Annotated in this window: 15 protein-coding genes and 1 other annotated feature (1 of these 16 cut by a window edge); of the genes, 3 read left to right on the plus strand and 12 right to left on the minus strand. The window is 36.9% G+C overall.

From position 1 onward, the window contains the following. Positions 1 to 2 precede the first annotated feature (2 nt). From ACFQZ1_RS04860 to ACFQZ1_RS04875, 4 genes are all read right to left on the minus strand, one after another. Positions 3 to 698 carry an ABC transporter permease gene (locus ACFQZ1_RS04860; RefSeq protein ID WP_377880968.1) on the minus strand — a complete coding sequence of 232 codons (696 nt, stop codon included), beginning with the start codon at positions 696 to 698 and terminating at the stop codon, positions 3 to 5. After that, positions 691 to 1,614 (minus strand): ABC transporter ATP-binding protein, encoded by a 924-nt coding sequence (locus ACFQZ1_RS04865; protein WP_377880969.1) that lies wholly within the window; start codon positions 1,612 to 1,614, stop codon positions 691 to 693. The genes ACFQZ1_RS04860 and ACFQZ1_RS04865 overlap by 8 nt, the downstream gene beginning before the upstream one ends. Before the next feature lie 126 nt (positions 1,615 to 1,740). Continuing rightward, positions 1,741 to 2,676, minus strand: coding sequence for a HAMP domain-containing histidine kinase (locus tag ACFQZ1_RS04870; RefSeq protein WP_377880970.1), 936 nt, complete (start codon positions 2,674 to 2,676; stop codon positions 1,741 to 1,743). A 1-nt stretch (position 2,677) separates the two neighbouring features. Beyond that, positions 2,678 to 3,373 (minus strand): response regulator transcription factor, encoded by a 696-nt coding sequence (locus ACFQZ1_RS04875; protein WP_377880971.1) that lies wholly within the window; start codon positions 3,371 to 3,373, stop codon positions 2,678 to 2,680. A 221-nt stretch (positions 3,374 to 3,594) separates the two neighbouring features. Here ACFQZ1_RS04875 and ACFQZ1_RS04880 point away from each other — a divergent pair, with 221 nt between their 5' ends. Beyond that, positions 3,595 to 3,768: a hypothetical protein gene (locus ACFQZ1_RS04880; protein ID WP_377880972.1), complete on the plus strand. Its 174-nt coding sequence runs from the start codon at positions 3,595 to 3,597 to the stop codon at positions 3,766 to 3,768. Then, the gene (locus ACFQZ1_RS04885) at positions 3,769 to 3,963 is read left to right on the plus strand and encodes a YwbE family protein (RefSeq protein WP_377880973.1); all 195 of its coding nucleotides are present in this window, start codon (positions 3,769 to 3,771) and stop codon (positions 3,961 to 3,963) included. It abuts the gene before it with no gap. A gap of 88 nt (positions 3,964 to 4,051) precedes the next feature. On the opposite strand, the gene ACFQZ1_RS04890 is transcribed toward ACFQZ1_RS04885, so the two are convergent. From ACFQZ1_RS04890 to zapA, 6 genes are all read right to left on the minus strand, one after another. Next, positions 4,052 to 5,251, minus strand: coding sequence for a class I SAM-dependent rRNA methyltransferase (locus ACFQZ1_RS04890; RefSeq protein ID WP_377880974.1), 1,200 nt, complete (start codon positions 5,249 to 5,251; stop codon positions 4,052 to 4,054). Positions 5,252 to 5,522: 271 nt separating this feature from the next. Next, the gene (locus ACFQZ1_RS04895; protein WP_377880975.1) at positions 5,523 to 6,608 is read right to left on the minus strand and encodes a nitric oxide synthase oxygenase; all 1,086 of its coding nucleotides are present in this window, start codon (positions 6,606 to 6,608) and stop codon (positions 5,523 to 5,525) included. 239 nt (positions 6,609 to 6,847) lie between these two features. Next, a complete protein-coding gene (locus ACFQZ1_RS04900; protein WP_377880976.1) occupies positions 6,848 to 9,208 on the minus strand; it encodes an endonuclease MutS2 in 2,361 nt (786 codons plus the stop codon). A gap of 20 nt (positions 9,209 to 9,228) precedes the next feature. Next, on the minus strand, positions 9,229 to 10,947 hold the full coding sequence (gene polX / locus ACFQZ1_RS04905) for a DNA polymerase/3'-5' exonuclease PolX (RefSeq protein WP_377880977.1): 1,719 nt from the start codon (positions 10,945 to 10,947) through the stop codon (positions 9,229 to 9,231). 54 nt (positions 10,948 to 11,001) lie between these two features. Next, complete coding sequence (locus tag ACFQZ1_RS04910; protein ID WP_377880978.1) at positions 11,002 to 11,541, minus strand: CvpA family protein; 540 nt, start codon at positions 11,539 to 11,541, stop codon at positions 11,002 to 11,004. 1 nt (position 11,542) lies between these two features. Next, a complete protein-coding gene (gene zapA / locus ACFQZ1_RS04915; RefSeq protein ID WP_154709943.1) occupies positions 11,543 to 11,812 on the minus strand; it encodes a cell division protein ZapA in 270 nt (89 codons plus the stop codon). Between the two features lie 124 nt (positions 11,813 to 11,936). On the opposite strand from zapA, the gene rnhC reads away from it, so the two are divergent. Beyond that, a complete protein-coding gene (gene rnhC / locus ACFQZ1_RS04920; protein WP_377881050.1) occupies positions 11,937 to 12,875 on the plus strand; it encodes a ribonuclease HIII in 939 nt (312 codons plus the stop codon). Between the two features lie 125 nt (positions 12,876 to 13,000). Here the strand turns inward: rnhC and ACFQZ1_RS04925 are convergent, their stop codons facing one another. After that, positions 13,001 to 13,474 carry a hypothetical protein gene (locus ACFQZ1_RS04925; RefSeq protein WP_377880979.1) on the minus strand — a complete coding sequence of 158 codons (474 nt, stop codon included), beginning with the start codon at positions 13,472 to 13,474 and terminating at the stop codon, positions 13,001 to 13,003. A gap of 122 nt (positions 13,475 to 13,596) precedes the next feature. Then, positions 13,597 to 14,988, minus strand: a complete 1,392-nt coding sequence (gene asnS, locus ACFQZ1_RS04930; RefSeq protein WP_377880980.1) for an asparagine--tRNA ligase — start codon at positions 14,986 to 14,988, stop codon at positions 13,597 to 13,599. 50 nt (positions 14,989 to 15,038) lie between these two features. After that, positions 15,039 to 15,195, minus strand: a binding site (T-box leader); it runs 97 nt beyond the window's last position.

Consider the following 15,195-nt stretch of genomic DNA (forward strand, 5'->3'; position numbering starts at 1 on the left):
GCCTATTTAAATAAGTCCGCCTGCTCAACTTTTCGCACTGTCATATAAGCAATCATTACTCCAATACAAGCTAATATAATTGGAATGACAATAATATCACTTAATGAAGTTCCACCATTATTCGAGCATACGAGAGACACGATTATAATAGAAGATATAATCGTCGTACGAACGGAATACTTTCTCATTCCAAAGAAAAGCGGGATTAGGCTCATGCCCGTTGCTGCGATTGCATTCATCACTAATTTCGTTGCATTATGTGTAACAATCGATAATGTTAATGCTTCCGAAAGCACTGGATTATAAGCATTAACAACATAAAACAAACTAAACACAATCATTTCCGAAATTATCATTGAGAAAAAAGTAAATGCAATCACAATGAGTAACTTGGCGATAATAAGTTTTTGTCGATTGACTGGGTACATAAATAGCAATGTTATCGTCTTATCTGTAAATTCTTGAACGATTATTTTTGCTAATAAACTCGCTCCAAAAATTATAAACGTTGCACGTACCAAAGTATCTATGACAGAAAATAATTCATTGTAATTTGTAAAAGCAATGTCTCCTTCTGATTTTGAAGCATATCCAATTAGTAGAAGAAAACCAAAAATTATAAACGCCGCAATAAATGCTCCTCTAATAGAAGAACCTAGTTTGCTTTTTATCAATTCTAATCTCATCAAATTAAGCATGAATGCCGCCTCCATTCATAAGGTTCAAGAAATAATCTTCCAATGAGCTATGTTTCTTATTAATGCCCTCAATTACGACATCATTCATAATGAGCATTTTCGAGATTTCTTGCTGTGCTATTCTTGCTTCATAAATTCGAATCGTATTTTCATTCATTACTTTAAAATTTGTAAGGCGTAGTTTATTCTCTAAAACATAGGCTGCTTGTTTTACATCCTGAACCGTAACCTCAACATACTCTGTTTGTTTACCATTAATACTCTTCATCGAAACTTCTTTTATTAGCTTCCCATTTTGAATGACACCAATTGTATCTGCCATTTGTTCCATTTCAGCTAAAATGTGACTGGACACTAAAAGCGTAATTCCATATTCTTTACAAAGCATTTTAAATAATTCTCGTAATTCTTTAATGCCGATTGGATCTAAACCGTTGATTGGTTCATCTAAAATTAACAACTCTGGTTTTGTTGTAATCGCTCTTGCAATCCCTAATCGCTGTTTCATCCCAAGGGAAAAATCTTTTACCTTCTTATCATCCACATTGTGTAAGTTTACAAGGTCTAACGCTTGGTCAATTGCTTTCTTGTCATAATAGCCCATGTACTCACAATGCAAATACAAATTTTCTCTAGCCGTTAGTTTTTCATAAAAAATTGGATATTCAATAATTGTCCCCATTCGCTTCAGCACTTCATATGAGGTATCTGTTAATTTCTCACCGAAAATCTCAATTTCACCGCTCGTCGGTTTAATTAAATTCGTTATCATTTTCATAATTGTTGTTTTACCGGCACCGTTTGGTCCTAAAAAACCATATATTTCACCTTGTTTCACATGCATATTCACGTTAGAAATGACTTCTTTACCATTAAATACTTTCGTTAATTGATTCGTTCTTAAAACATATTTCATCTTTCATTCCCCTTTCGCACTTGCTCTATATTTGCATTGTAAGCAACGAAGTTCTCTTTTTTCTTACTACATTCTTACAAATTTCTTAAGCTCAAAAAAAGCTTGTAGAATTCCCTTTTCTACAAGCTAAAAATTAATTTTCCTCAACATTACCGTAAACATTGTTTTCTCATATGGTGTACTAGACAGATGAATTTCTCCCCCTAATGCTTCTACAAGACGCTTCGTAATCGTAAGCCCAAGTCCACTGCCTTGATACAAACGATTTCGTGAATCTTCTAATGTGTACATACGCTCAAATACTTTATCGATATGCGATTCAGAAATTCCTTTCCCTTTGTCCCATATATCCACGTATACGAATTGATCATCACTTCTTAGTGTAATACCTAGCGTTTTTCCGTCTCCCCCGTAGGCAATTGCATTTGAAATTAAGTTATTCATAATTCTTCCGATAACTTCTGTATTCCCGTGCGCATATATCGGTGTTTCCGGTATATCGATATGAACGTCAAATCCTTGCGTTGTTAATAAATCATAAAATGACAGCATATGTTCCTGACAAATTTCATTCATATAAATCCGCGTCATTTCAATATCTTTATCGCCGGATTCTAGTTTGGCAAGATCAAAGAATTTATGAATAAGATCTAGCACTTCTAACGTTTTCGTATGAACTTTTTCTAGTAATACCTTCCGCTCTTCCTCACTTATCGTTTCATCTACATTTAAAATTTCCACATAACCAAGAATAACAGTAAGCGGCGTCTTTAAATCATGCGAAATGTTAGAAAGCATCTTTCTCATGGAGATTTCCAGTTTCGAATGCTTCGCAATTGTTTTTTTCTTTTCACCTAGCAAATAATTAATTGCCACTAATAATGATTTCAATTCTTTATCGTCTGTTACCACTAATAAGTTCTCACTCGTTTGCTTTTCCACAATATCCTGCAACTTTTCATATGTATAACGTAAATTCACACTTCGATTTTTTCCCGTACGATATTGAAAATAAATAACACCAATTAATATAAAAATAATAGCCGTTAAAAATAAAACCATTCTATATCACTTCCAGCTTATAACCGATGCCCCATAATGTCTTAATGTACTGCGGCTGAGATGGATCGTCCTCAATTTTTTCTCGCAGTCTTCTCATATGAACATTAATGACATTCTCATCACCGTAATATTCTTCATTCCAAATTAAGCTATAAATTTGTGCCTTCGTAAACACGCGATTTCGATTTGTCGCAAATAACTTTAGAAGCTCAAATTCTTTAGAAGTGAGTTTAATAACTTCGTTGTTTTTCTGAACAGTAAAATTAGCCGTATCAATTTTTAAATCGCCTATTACAATCATTTCATCTTCTTTCTTTTGCGGGGCAGAATATTTTGTGGAACGACGAATGCCAGCCTTCACCCGTGCAGACAATTCAATCATAGAAAACGGCTTACAAATATAATCATCTGCGCCAAGCCCAAGTCCTAATGCTTTATCAACATCCGTGTCTTTTGCTGACATAATTAAAATAGGTACAGAGCTCTTTTTACGAATGATATTCATTACTTCTAAGCCATCCATTTTAGGCATCATAATATCAAGAATAACTAAATCAAACTGATCTTCTAAAAACTTCGTTATTCCTTCCTCTCCGTCCGAGGCTACCGCTACAACAAACCCCTCCTTCGTTAAATACCCATTCACCATTTCTTGAATAGATAAATCATCTTCTACTAATAAAACTTTATGTTGCATACCCATCACCCAATTTCTAGAAGAATTTATATGTATATTGTAACTCGATGGGTTAACTTGGTAAACGAAATATATAGCGTAGTTAAGATATAAATTAAAACCTCAATAGAACTTCTTATTTCTCCATTCTCCACCTTCATTTCTCCTATCAACAATGATATGATGGAATTCACCATCATAAATTACTATCCAAAATTAATTTATATTAAAGGAGACATATCATGTCAGAAAATAAAAAAGTAAGCTTAGCCGATTTAATGCGTGAGCAACTTGCGAAGAAAAAGCAAGGAAATGGAAACGGATCAAATGCTACAAATCAAAGTCAAGCAACAAAGAAATTACAAAATCAACAAACGAAGAAACCAAACAATCAACGCAGACGCACAGGTGTATAAATGAACGGACAGAAGCGAGCAAATATTTCACCTGGGCTAGAGGTTGATATTGTATTAAAGCAGGATCAGCGTACGGGGAAATTAACAAGAGGTATTGTGAAGGATATTTTAACAAATTCTCCTTCACATCCACACGGCATCAAAGTCCGCCTTCAAGATGGACAAGTGGGTAGAGTACAGCACATTATTCAATAAGAAAAGGAGCTCAGTTTATAATTGAGCTCCTTTTCGATTATCGGCGAACGGTCAATATGTTGTGTAGAATCGCCGATATACTGTACACTTAGCCTTTGATTTTTTTGATGAATACAACTTTTAAGTAATCCCCTTCCGGAAACTGTGAAATGGTACGGAAGTCCTCTGGCAATGAATGTTCTTCTAACACTTTATACTTTCCGTTCATTTCTTTAAATGCTGTATCAATGAAACCTTTAAACTTTTTCATACCGAAGGCACTGCAATTTGTAGAAGCTACGATAATACCGTTATTTTCTGTAATCGCAATTGCTTCTTTTAATAAGTTTTTATAATCTTTTGCAGCACTAAATGTATATTTTTTTGAACGTGCAAAGCTCGGCGGATCTAGAATGACCATATCAAACTTCAATGCTTTCTTTACCGCATATTTAAAATAGTGAAATACGTCTTCTACGATAATATCTTGCGCCTCATAATCAACGCCATTCACGCTAAATTGTTCAATTGTTTTACTTAAGCTGCGGTTCGCAAGGTCAACACTTGTCGTTTTTGCCGCTCCGCCAAGTGCTGCAAAAACAGAAAACGCACCTGTGTAGGAGAACATATTCAAGACTGTCTTGCCATTTGCATATTTGTCACGAATTTGCTTTCTAACATTACGTTGATCTAAAAATACACCGACCATTGCCCCGTCGTTTAAATACACCGCAAAGTTTACACCATTCTCTTTGACAATAATCGGGAACTCTCCGCGTTCTCCTGTTACGAAATCGTCCTCTTCAATATATTGACCTTTCGTATCAAAGCGCTTTTTCTGATAAATCGCTTTAAATTCAGTCACATTCTGTACGGACTCGATAATCTCTTTACTAAATTGATAAATCCCTTCACTGTACCAGCTAATTACGTAATACTTGTCATAATAATCAATGATTAAGCCGCCAATTCCATCGCCTTCACCGTTAAACACGCGAAATGCTGTTGTATCTGAATCTTCATAGAAGTTTTTACGTTTGCTTAAAGCAGATTTTATCTTCTTTTCAAAGAAGGCTTGGTCGATTTGTTCTTGTTCTTTTCTTGTTAGAATCCATCCATATCCTTTATTTTGCTTCCCGTAATATCCTTTACCGATAAAATTATTTTTTTCGTCCACAAGCTTTACGATTGCACCTTCTGCATTTACATCATGTAAATTGATAATCGCTTCTTTCGAAATAAGTGGATAACCACTTTTTAATTCATTTGCGTATTTCATCTTAACTTTTAAAATAACTTCTGTTTTCATCACATATCCTACCTTTCAATTCCAATGCTTTCTAGCTATTCAGAAAGGCTTATACGAAGTCAGAAGCTTGATCACAACTTATCTTATGTATGAAACCACTCTATATTAGAAGCATATATATTCACAAAATGAAATAGGGCTGTTTATATAAGTATCCCCCATAAACAGTCCCTTCTAACTATACCACGTTATTCTTTTATCCCGCTATTCGTGGACAGTAAAACTCACACTAATGGAAGTTTCACTTTATCCACACAGCAAGCTCAAATCTTTACAAGTTCTTACCCTTTTTATGAAAAAAATTAGGTGTAAGTATTTGATTTGGATAAGGCTTATGATAAATATGTGTTGCTGCAGGAGATACAGGCGGAATTAACCATACCCAGTTCCCTGTTACAAGACGGCCGCATGCTGCTTCTTGCTTCTCAAATTGACTAAATTGCTGAGCGGCTGTATGGTGATCTACAATGGTTACTCCTTGTTTTTTGAAAGAATGTAAAACTGCTACATTTAATTCTATTAATGCTTTGTCTTTCCAAAGTGTACTGTTTCTTGATGTATCTAGTCTCATCATCTCCGCAACGGCTGGAAGAAGATTATAACGGTCATGATCAGCTAAATTACGGGCACCTATTTCCGTTCCCATATACCAGCCATTAAAAGGTGCAGCTGTGTAAGAAATACCGCCAATTTCTAAGCGCATATCAGAGATCATTGGAACACCGTACCATTTTGCTTCCAAATTAGAGAATGGATACTCTGGATGTTCTAACGGCACTTCTTTTACATATTCTTCTGGAATCGGCATATAAACCGGTTCGTTTCCATCAATTGAGAATACAAGCGGCAACACATCAAAATGTGTTCCTTTACCACTCCAGCCAAGCTCCTCACAGAACTTCGAAAATGGCAATGAATGTAAATCACCGATAATACCTTGCTCGGTTTCATATCCCGCGTAACGAATCAATTGATGATTATAAATTTGAATTTGATTATGCTCACCTTGATATTGTTTAAAAATAGTAATTGTAGGTAGGATTTTCCCGTCATTTGTAGCATATTGAATATGATGAAGCAATGCCTCATATATACCTTCTGCATCATTTACATTGCGCGCATCTAATACATGAAGCTTATTCCAAAAAAGACGACCGATGCAGCGATTACTATTTCTCCACGCCATTCGCGCCCCATGAACAAGTTCTTCAAAAGTATGTTCATATGTTCCTGTGTTTTGTATTTCAGCTTCAACTTGTGACAGTCTATCTTGTATTTCATGAGATTTTTCTAGCTCATTGTAGCAATCTGTAATAAAATTAGTTGCTTCCTCTAACAGTTTTTTCGGTTTAATCATAACGTCTCCTTCTATTCCTGTATAACATTCTCTATTATACATAACAACTTTCATCCATGCACATACTCTAATACCTAGAAAACAGGCAATGAAAAAGAACACCAAAAATGGTGTTCTCCCTTTATTTCGCAAAAAACAGCAAATATATAACCCCAATAATAAAGAACGTTCCGCAACAAGCTAACAATACTTTTACAAGTTTGTCCATAAACATAGCCGTTTCCCCTTTGCTTGTTTTCCTACTTCAGTTCTACCACTGTAACACCAAGGCCTCCCTCTCCCATATCACCATAACGGAAGCTTTTCACGCCGCGATGGTTTTTCAAGTAATCTTGTACACCTTGACGCAGTGCTCCCGTCCCTTTTCCGTGAATAATGGAAACGCGTGGATAGCTAGCGAGCTGTGCATCATCTAAATATTTTTCAACACGTGCCATCGCGTCTTCAAAACGTTCGCCGCGAAGGTCAAGCTCTAAAGAAACGTGATAGTCTCTTCCTTTTACCGCTGTCACTGCTTTTTTCTCAACAGGGGTTGGTGTATTAATATATTCCATATCGGACTCTTTTACTTTCATTTTCAAAATTCCAATTTGAACGTTCCATTCGTTGTCACTTACTTTTTTAAGAAGCTGACCTTTCTGACCGAACGTTAATACCTTCACTTCATCGCCTGGCTGCAGCACTTGTTTTGGTGCTGTGTTTTTCACATTAATTTTTTGTTTTTTCACAAGCTCCGGTGCCGCTCCTGCTAAACGGCTTTTCGCTTCAATTAGCTCGTGGTCTTTAATATCCGCAAGCTTTGCTTTTCGCAATTGGCGCAGTTCACGAATAATTTCTTCTGCTTCTTTCTTAGCAGCTTCGACTTTATCTTCGCCTTCTTTTTGCGCTTTTAATAATCTTTCATCACGTTCTTCGTTAAATTCAATAATTTGACGCTGCAATTCTTTATGAAGCTTTTCAGATTGCTTACGAAGCTCTTCTGCTTCATTCCATTCACGTTCAGCATTCTTTTGGCTTTCTTCCAGCTTAGCAATCATATTTTCTACTTTATTTGACTCTGTACTAATATGACCACGAGCACGATCAATTACGCGGTCAGATAAACCAAGGCGTTTTGAAATTTCAAAAGCGTTACTTCGTCCTGGTACACCAATTAACAATTTATAAGTTGGGCTTAATGTATTTACATCAAACTCAACGCTCGCATTAATCACTTGTTCACGATTATACCCGTATGCTTTTAGTTCTGGATAATGCGTCGTTGCCACAACGCGTGCACCACGGTTATACACTTCATCTAAAATTGAAATCGCAAGTGCAGCCCCTTCTTGCGGATCTGTTCCTGCTCCTAATTCATCAAACAGTACTAAACTTTCAAAATCAGCTCGCTCTAAAATATCAACAATGTTCACCATGTGAGATGAGAATGTACTTAAGCTTTGTTCAATAGATTGCTCATCCCCAATATCAGCAAACACATGTTTAAACACACAAATTTCGGACTCATCGAGAACAGGAATTTGCAGACCAGATTGCGCCATTAATATACAAATCCCTACCGTTTTTAATGTAACAGTTTTACCACCGGTATTCGGTCCCGTGATAACAATTGTTGTAAATTCCTTTCCAAGTACAATATCGTTTGGCACAACGACTTTAGAATCAATAAGCGGATGACGTGCCTGACGTAAATTCATATAACGCTCATTGTTCAAAATTGGTTTCGTTGCTTTTAATCGTTTCGCATAGAAAGCTTTTGCGAAAACAAAATCAAGCTCTGCCACAATATCAACGTTCTCTAAAACAACATCAGCCTCAGCAGCAACTTCTTCTGTTAACATCATTAAAATGCGTTCTACTTCTTGTTTTTCTTTTACCCGTGCTTCTTGCAGTGTGTTATTCAATTCCACAATGACTTGCGGCTCGATAAATAACGTTTGTCCTGAAGCAGACTGATCATGAACGATACCACCGTATACACCGCGATATTCTTGTTTAACAGGAATTACATAGCGATCGTTCCGAATCGTTACAATCGCATCTGATAACATCTTTTGTGCGTTAGAAGAACGCGTCATATTTTCAAGTTTTTCACGAATGCGACTTTCCGCTGTGCGAATTTGCTGGCGAATACCGCGTAGCTTTTCACTCGCGCTATCAACTACTTCTCCGCCATCACTAATACAATTTGTAATCTTCTTTTCTAAATCGTATAAAGATATAATGCGTGCTACATACGTGTCTAAAATCGGCAGTTCTACACCATTTTCAATCATATCTTCAATAAATCGTTTTATTTGACGGCTGCCATACATCGTACTAGCAATATCCAAAAGTTCATGTGGACTTAGCATACTGCCAATTTTCGCACGTTTTACATTTGGACGAATATCAAAAATTCCGCCAAGCGGCACATGCCCTTTTAAACGGATTACTTTCGCTGCTTCATCTGTTGTTTCTTGAAGTTCTACAACTTCTTCATAATTCGTACTTGGCATAAGCCCTTTCACTTTATCACGACCAAGTGAAGAAGCAACGTGCTCAAGCAATTGTTCTTTTATTTTGTCATATTCTAATACCCGCAACGTTCGTTCTAACATAGTTGCTTGTCCCCCTTGTGTTACTTATTACGCTTAATATAATCTAATAAACGTTCAATATCCCATGTGTTAATAACTGTATCCTTTTGAATCCAACCTTTTCGTGCTGCAGCAACACCAATTTCCATATCCTCAAGCATTTCAAGCGTATGAGCATCTGTGTTAATTGCGATTTTCACGCCTGCATCTTGCGCTTGTTTTAACAGTTTGGCACTTAAATCTAAACGATTTGGATTTGCATTTAATTCAAGTACAGTATTTGTTTCTTTTGCAAGCTCAATTAATAAATCTGTATCTACATCATATCCTTCGCGTCGACCAATTAAGCGACCCGTTGGATGCGCAATCATTGTTACATGATGATTTTCAATTGCCGTGCGAAGGCGCTTCATAATTGTTTCACGATCTTGTGAGAAGCTAGAATGAATAGCACCAATGACATAATCAAGCTCCGCTAATACCTCATCATCAAAATCAAGCGTTGCATCCGGTAAAATATCCATCTCAATACCGCGTAAAATAGTAATATCCGGATATTTTTCATTGATGCGTTCAATTTCTTTCCCTTGCTCACGAAGACGCTCTTTCGTTAAACCATTCGCCACCTTTAAATATTGTGAATGGTCGGTGATTGCCATATACTTATATCCTCGAGCGCGGCATGCTTGTACCATTTCCTCAATAGAAAAAGCACCATCACTCCAAGTCGTATGCATATGTAAATCACCTTGAATATGAGAGAACTGAATCAAATTCGGATACTGCTCAATTAAATCAATTTCTTTCCCATCTTCACGCACTTCTGGCGGAATAAACGGTAGCCCAAAATGAGCAAAAAATGCTTCTTCCGTTTCAAAGGTCTGCACTTCACCCGTTTCTAAGTTTTCAACACCATATTCACTAATTTTCTCGCCTTTATCTTTCGCAATTTGGCGCATTCTTACATTATGGTCTTTTGAACCTGTAAAATGATGAAGAGTTGTAATAAATTCTTCTGGTTTTACAAGACGGAAATCAATAGAAATATCGTACTCATACTGAAGGCGTACGGAAACTTTTGTATCTCCGCTTGCGATAACCTCAATCATATTTTCAAACTGTAATAAATGTTCACGTACCTTTTCAGGTTCTTTCGTTGCAATAATAAAATCTAAATCTTTCACAGTTTCACGAACGCGGCGCAAACTTCCTGCGCGGGAATACCGAATAATTTCTGGAACATTCGACAATTTCCGTTCTATTTCCCCGGCAATAGGAAGCACCATTGCCACCGGAAGACGCTCTGGACGAGAACCAACTTGAGCAATCGCTTCTAGTATTTTCTCTTCCGTCTTCTTACCGAATCCAGCGAGTGCTTGAACTTGATTTCCTTCACAAGCTGTCTTTAATGTTTCCATATCTACAACGCCAAGTTCTTTGTATAACTTCGCTACTTTTTTACCGCCAAGACCTGGAAGTTTTAAAAGCGGCAATAAACTGCTCGGTACTTCTTTTTCCAGCTCCGTAAGCACTTCTGATGTTCCAACTTCAATATATTCTGCAATAACTGCTGCCGTTCCTTTTCCAATGCCTGGTATCTTCGTAAAATCTTCAATTTCTGAAAGGCTGCGATCATCACTTTCTAACGCTGCTGCCGCTTTACGAAACGCTGATATTTTAAAGGGATTTTCACCTTTTAGCTCCATAAAAAGTGCAATCGTCTCAAGTAGTTGAATCACTTGTTTTTTATTTACTTTCATCCTTCTCCCGCCTTCCCATCATAGAAAAAAACTTCTCTTTCTAAAAAAGAGAAGTTATACCTTGCTACCTGTCTGCCATAATTCCTTAACTTTTTCAGAAAGAATTGGTGTGTCATTTACAATTACTTTGCTTATTGTTGATGTATTAAGCGACGTTTGTACTTGTTCAACTGGAAGTATCGTACCAATCACAATTAATACGAACAATATAATATACACTTCTAAAAAACCTAAGATTGCTCCGCCTAATGCGTTAACCTGTTTCAAAACAGGAATTTCTGTAAACATATTTAAAAGTTGTCCAAGCAATGTCAGTGCGATTTTTGTAATGATGAATAATGCGATAAACGCAATTGCTTGGTAAAAGACTGTTTCCATACTATTTGCATCGATCCAATTTGGCACATTTACTTCTTGCTTAAATGGATACGGAATGATTTTCTGCAGTGCAGGCGCTAAATCTTTGCAATACCAATATGCTACAAGATAAGCAATAATAAAGCTTGCTAACTTTACAAGTTGCAGTACCAATCCTCTTCTTAGACCAAGGAGAAAACCCATAACAAGCAATACAATGATTATAATATCAATCATGTTATTCCATTCCTTTTTGTTTCATTCTTTCTTTCAATTTTTCATTCTCTTCTTTTAATTTTATGTAATCATGTACGACATTGACTGCCGTCAACACCGCCAATCGATTTGTGTCAAGCGAAGGATTCTTAGCATTCAGTTCGCGCATTTTATCATCCACAATCGCCGCGACTATGCGTATATGACTTGTACTTTCATCGCCAACAACTGAATATTGTTGACCGTAAATTTCTACATTAATTTTACTTCGATTTCCTTTTTGTTGTGACAACTTACTGTCCTCCAATCCCGTACAGAATCCTACAGATTATCATACCATGAAAAAACATGATATGGAAACAGAAACAACAATTCGATATGATAAAAACATAAATAATAAAAAAGGAGCAACCATTTTGTCAAATTCTATTGTCATTCAAGTAAGTTCTGCTGTTATTGAGGACATGAAAAAACAATACGCACAAGCATTACAGCCAAAAATTCCACAAGGTGGTGTCTTCATGGCAAAGGTTCCATCTTGCACCATTACAGCCTATAAATCAGGAAAAGTAATGTTTCAAGGTGGACGCGCAGCTGAAGAATCTAGCCAGTGGCAAGCAAATGCTGCAGCGCCGAAAGCTTCTGTAAAGAAAAGTGTAAATGATCATTCCTATGCACCGCCAGCTTCCATCAGTGTGATGTCTATTCTTGGTTCAGATGAAGTCGGAACCGGAGATTATTTTGGGCCGATGACAGTTGTTGCAGTATATGTTGATGCGACGCAAATTCCATTATTAAAAGAACTCGGCGTCAAAGACTCAAAAAACTTAAATGATACACAAATTTGTGAAATTGCAAAACAGCTACTGGCATTTGTCCCTTACAGTTCCCTTGTTCTTCACAACGAAAAATATAACGAAATGTTTGAGAAAGGCTACAATCAAGGACACCTAAAAGCAATGCTTCATAATAAAGCCATTACAAACTTATTAGCTAAGATGGCACCAACAAAACCAGATGGCATATTAATTGATCAGTTCACACAGCCCGCTACATATTATAAATATTTAGCCAAACAAAAAAACGTTCAACGCGAAAATGTATATTTCGCTACAAAAGGCGAAAGTGTACATATCGCCGTTGCAGCAGCCTCTATTTTAGCCCGCTATTCATTTGTAAAACAGTTTGATGAACTGAGCAAAAAAGCAGGCATGCCGCTTCCAAAAGGCGCTGGGAAGCAAGTCGATATTGCAGCAGCAAAATTGATTCAAAAGCTCGGGAAAGACAGATTACCTGAATTTGTGAAATTACATTTTGCGAATACAGAAAAGGCATTTCAATTGTTGAAGAAATAGCTACTTTTCAGTATGGGCAGGATGCGAAATGAATAAACAAGAAGACACGAGTAATTAACTCGCGTCTTCTTACTTTTATCCCGCTATTCGCGGGCCGTAAGCTCCCCACTGATGGAAACTTCATTTTATTCTTTAAACAAATTCATAATTTGTTTTGAGGCTTCTTTCATATCATAAAATTCAATGTGACTTTTCTCGGGCTCATCTTTATGTCCAATTACAACTTCCCCATCATCTTCTACCCAAACAAAGTAATTTCCAACCGAACCATCACCATAATCCATACTCATATTGTAGCGAATAGCAGACTTAGCTTCTTCATCTAGGAATAGTGTTCTTGGTTCATCCCCGTTTTCCGCCAATCCAACCTGCTCCATCGCAGATACAAGTTGTTTTATATCATTTTCTTTTTTCAATACTTTCGTACCTTTCGTTTTCGTAGATGTAAGCTGAATTTCCTTTATTTCTTTTCCTTGAAACGTAACAACCTCTGCCTCTTGTGATGTAGGAACTACTTTTTCTTGTTTTTCTTTTTTATTTCCGCATGCACTTAAGCTGATTAGCATGATCGCTAAGAAACATACTATTCTTTTTTTCACAAATTCAGCTCCTTTCTATTCTACGTATTGTTTCTCCTTATCCCACATCTCTCCCTGCTCATAAGAAAAATAAAAAGGTATATCAAACAGCTTAATTGCCGTTGATATACCTTTTTTCAATCTTAAAACTCCGCAGAACCTGGTGTTCTTGGGAATGGAATTACGTCACGAATGTTAGCCATACCAGTGATGTACATTAAGAAACGTTCGAAGCCAAGACCGAATCCAGCGTGTTTTGTACCGCCGTATTTTCTAAGCTCTAAGTACCACCAGTAGTCTTCTTCGTTCATGCCTAGTTCTTTAATTCTGTCTACTAAAACATCCATTCTTTCTTCACGTTGACTTCCGCCGATTAATTCGCCGATGCCAGGAACAAGTAAGTCTGTTGCAGCTACTGTTTTACCGTCATCGTTTAGGCGCATGTAGAATGCTTTAATATCTTTTGGATAGTCTGTTACGAATACAGGACGTTTGAATACTTGTTCTGATAAGTATCTTTCATGTTCTGTCTGTAAATCAATACCCCATTCTACTGGGTATTTGAAGTCTGCACCTGATTTTTGAAGCACTTCAATTGCTTCTGTATATGTGATGCGTCCAAAGTCAGAGTTGATTACATTGTTCATACGCTCTAGAACTGTTTTATCAACAAAGCTGTTGAAGAATTCCATTTCTTCTGGTGCCTGCTCTAATACATATTTCATTGCATATTTCAGCATATCTTCTGTTAAATCCATTACATCTTCTAATTCAGCGAATGCAATCTCAGGCTCAACCATCCAGAATTCAGCAGCATGGCGAGTTGTGTTAGAGTTTTCAGCGCGGAACGTTGGGCCAAATGTATATACATCGCGGTACGCTAATGCGTACGCTTCAGCATTCAATTGTCCACTTACTGTTAAGTTTGTTTCTCTGCCAAAGAAGTCTTTTGAATCATCTACTTTTCCATCTTCACCTTTTGGCAAGTTGTTCATATCCTGCGTTGTTACGCGGAACATTTCACCTGCACCTTCAGTGTCGCTACCTGTAATAATTGGTGTATGAACGTGTACAAAGTTGCGCTCTTGGAAGAACTTATGAATTGCATAAGCTGCAATTGAACGCACACGGAACGTTGCCGAGAATGCATTCGTTCTTGGGCGTAAATGAGCGATTGTACGTAAGTACTCAAACGTGTGACGTTTCTTCTGTAATGGGTAATCAGAATCTGATAATCCCTCGATCTCGATTTTGTCCGCTTTAATTTCAAACGGCTGCTTTGCAGTTGGAGTTGCGATTAGCGTTCCTTCTACTTTAATAGAAGAGCTTAACGGAAGCTTCGCAATTTCGTTAAAGTTATCTAGTTCTGTATCGAAAACGATTTGAACGCTTTTAAAGAAGCTACCATCATTTAATTCGATAAAACCAAATACTTTTGAATCACGTAAGTTACGGATCCAACCTGATACTTGTATTTTTTGATCTACATACTTATCAGTTTCTCTATACAGACTTTTTACTAATGTGTTTTCCATATTGAAATTCTCCTTTACCTATATTTAAATACAAAAAAACCTTCCATCCATAAAGGGACGAAAGGTTAAACTTCGCGGTACCACCCAATTTGTCATAAAGACCAGCTCTAACTCGTATGTATTACACATACTTCCCGGTTTGTAACAGGCCGGATTCCCGTCTAAGTCTACTCTTGAACACACGTTTCAATTTCGGTTAGCAACTCC

Origin of the sequence: Bacillus sp. CGMCC 1.60114 (genome assembly GCF_042676365.1) — a bacterium.
Classification (GTDB): Bacteria; Bacillota; Bacilli; order Bacillales; family Bacillaceae_G; genus Bacillus_A; species Bacillus_A rhizoplanae_A.

What these genes read in the sequence shown, in the direction of transcription:
- asnS (WP_377880980.1), bottom strand. Translation starts at nt 14,988, where the DNA reads ATGGAAAACACATTAGTAAAAAGTCTGTATAGAGAAACTGATAAGTAT.
- ACFQZ1_RS04880 (WP_377880972.1), top strand. Translation starts at nt 3,595, where the DNA reads ATGTCAGAAAATAAAAAAGTAAGCTTAGCCGATTTAATGCGTGAGCAA.
- ACFQZ1_RS04860 (WP_377880968.1), bottom strand. Translation starts at nt 698, where the DNA reads ATGCTTAATTTGATGAGATTAGAATTGATAAAAAGCAAACTAGGTTCT.
- ACFQZ1_RS04885 (WP_377880973.1), top strand. Translation starts at nt 3,769, where the DNA reads ATGAACGGACAGAAGCGAGCAAATATTTCACCTGGGCTAGAGGTTGAT.
- ACFQZ1_RS04900 (WP_377880976.1), bottom strand. Translation starts at nt 9,208, where the DNA reads ATGTTAGAACGAACGTTGCGGGTATTAGAATATGACAAAATAAAAGAA.
- polX (WP_377880977.1), bottom strand. Translation starts at nt 10,947, where the DNA reads ATGAAAGTAAATAAAAAACAAGTGATTCAACTACTTGAGACGATTGCA.
- ACFQZ1_RS04870 (WP_377880970.1), bottom strand. Translation starts at nt 2,676, where the DNA reads ATGGTTTTATTTTTAACGGCTATTATTTTTATATTAATTGGTGTTATT.
- ACFQZ1_RS04910 (WP_377880978.1), bottom strand. Translation starts at nt 11,541, where the DNA reads ATGATTGATATTATAATCATTGTATTGCTTGTTATGGGTTTTCTCCTT.
- ACFQZ1_RS04875 (WP_377880971.1), bottom strand. Translation starts at nt 3,373, where the DNA reads ATGCAACATAAAGTTTTATTAGTAGAAGATGATTTATCTATTCAAGAA.
- ACFQZ1_RS04890 (WP_377880974.1), bottom strand. Translation starts at nt 5,251, where the DNA reads ATGAAAACAGAAGTTATTTTAAAAGTTAAGATGAAATACGCAAATGAA.
- ACFQZ1_RS04865 (WP_377880969.1), bottom strand. Translation starts at nt 1,614, where the DNA reads ATGAAATATGTTTTAAGAACGAATCAATTAACGAAAGTATTTAATGGT.
- ACFQZ1_RS04895 (WP_377880975.1), bottom strand. Translation starts at nt 6,608, where the DNA reads ATGATTAAACCGAAAAAACTGTTAGAGGAAGCAACTAATTTTATTACA.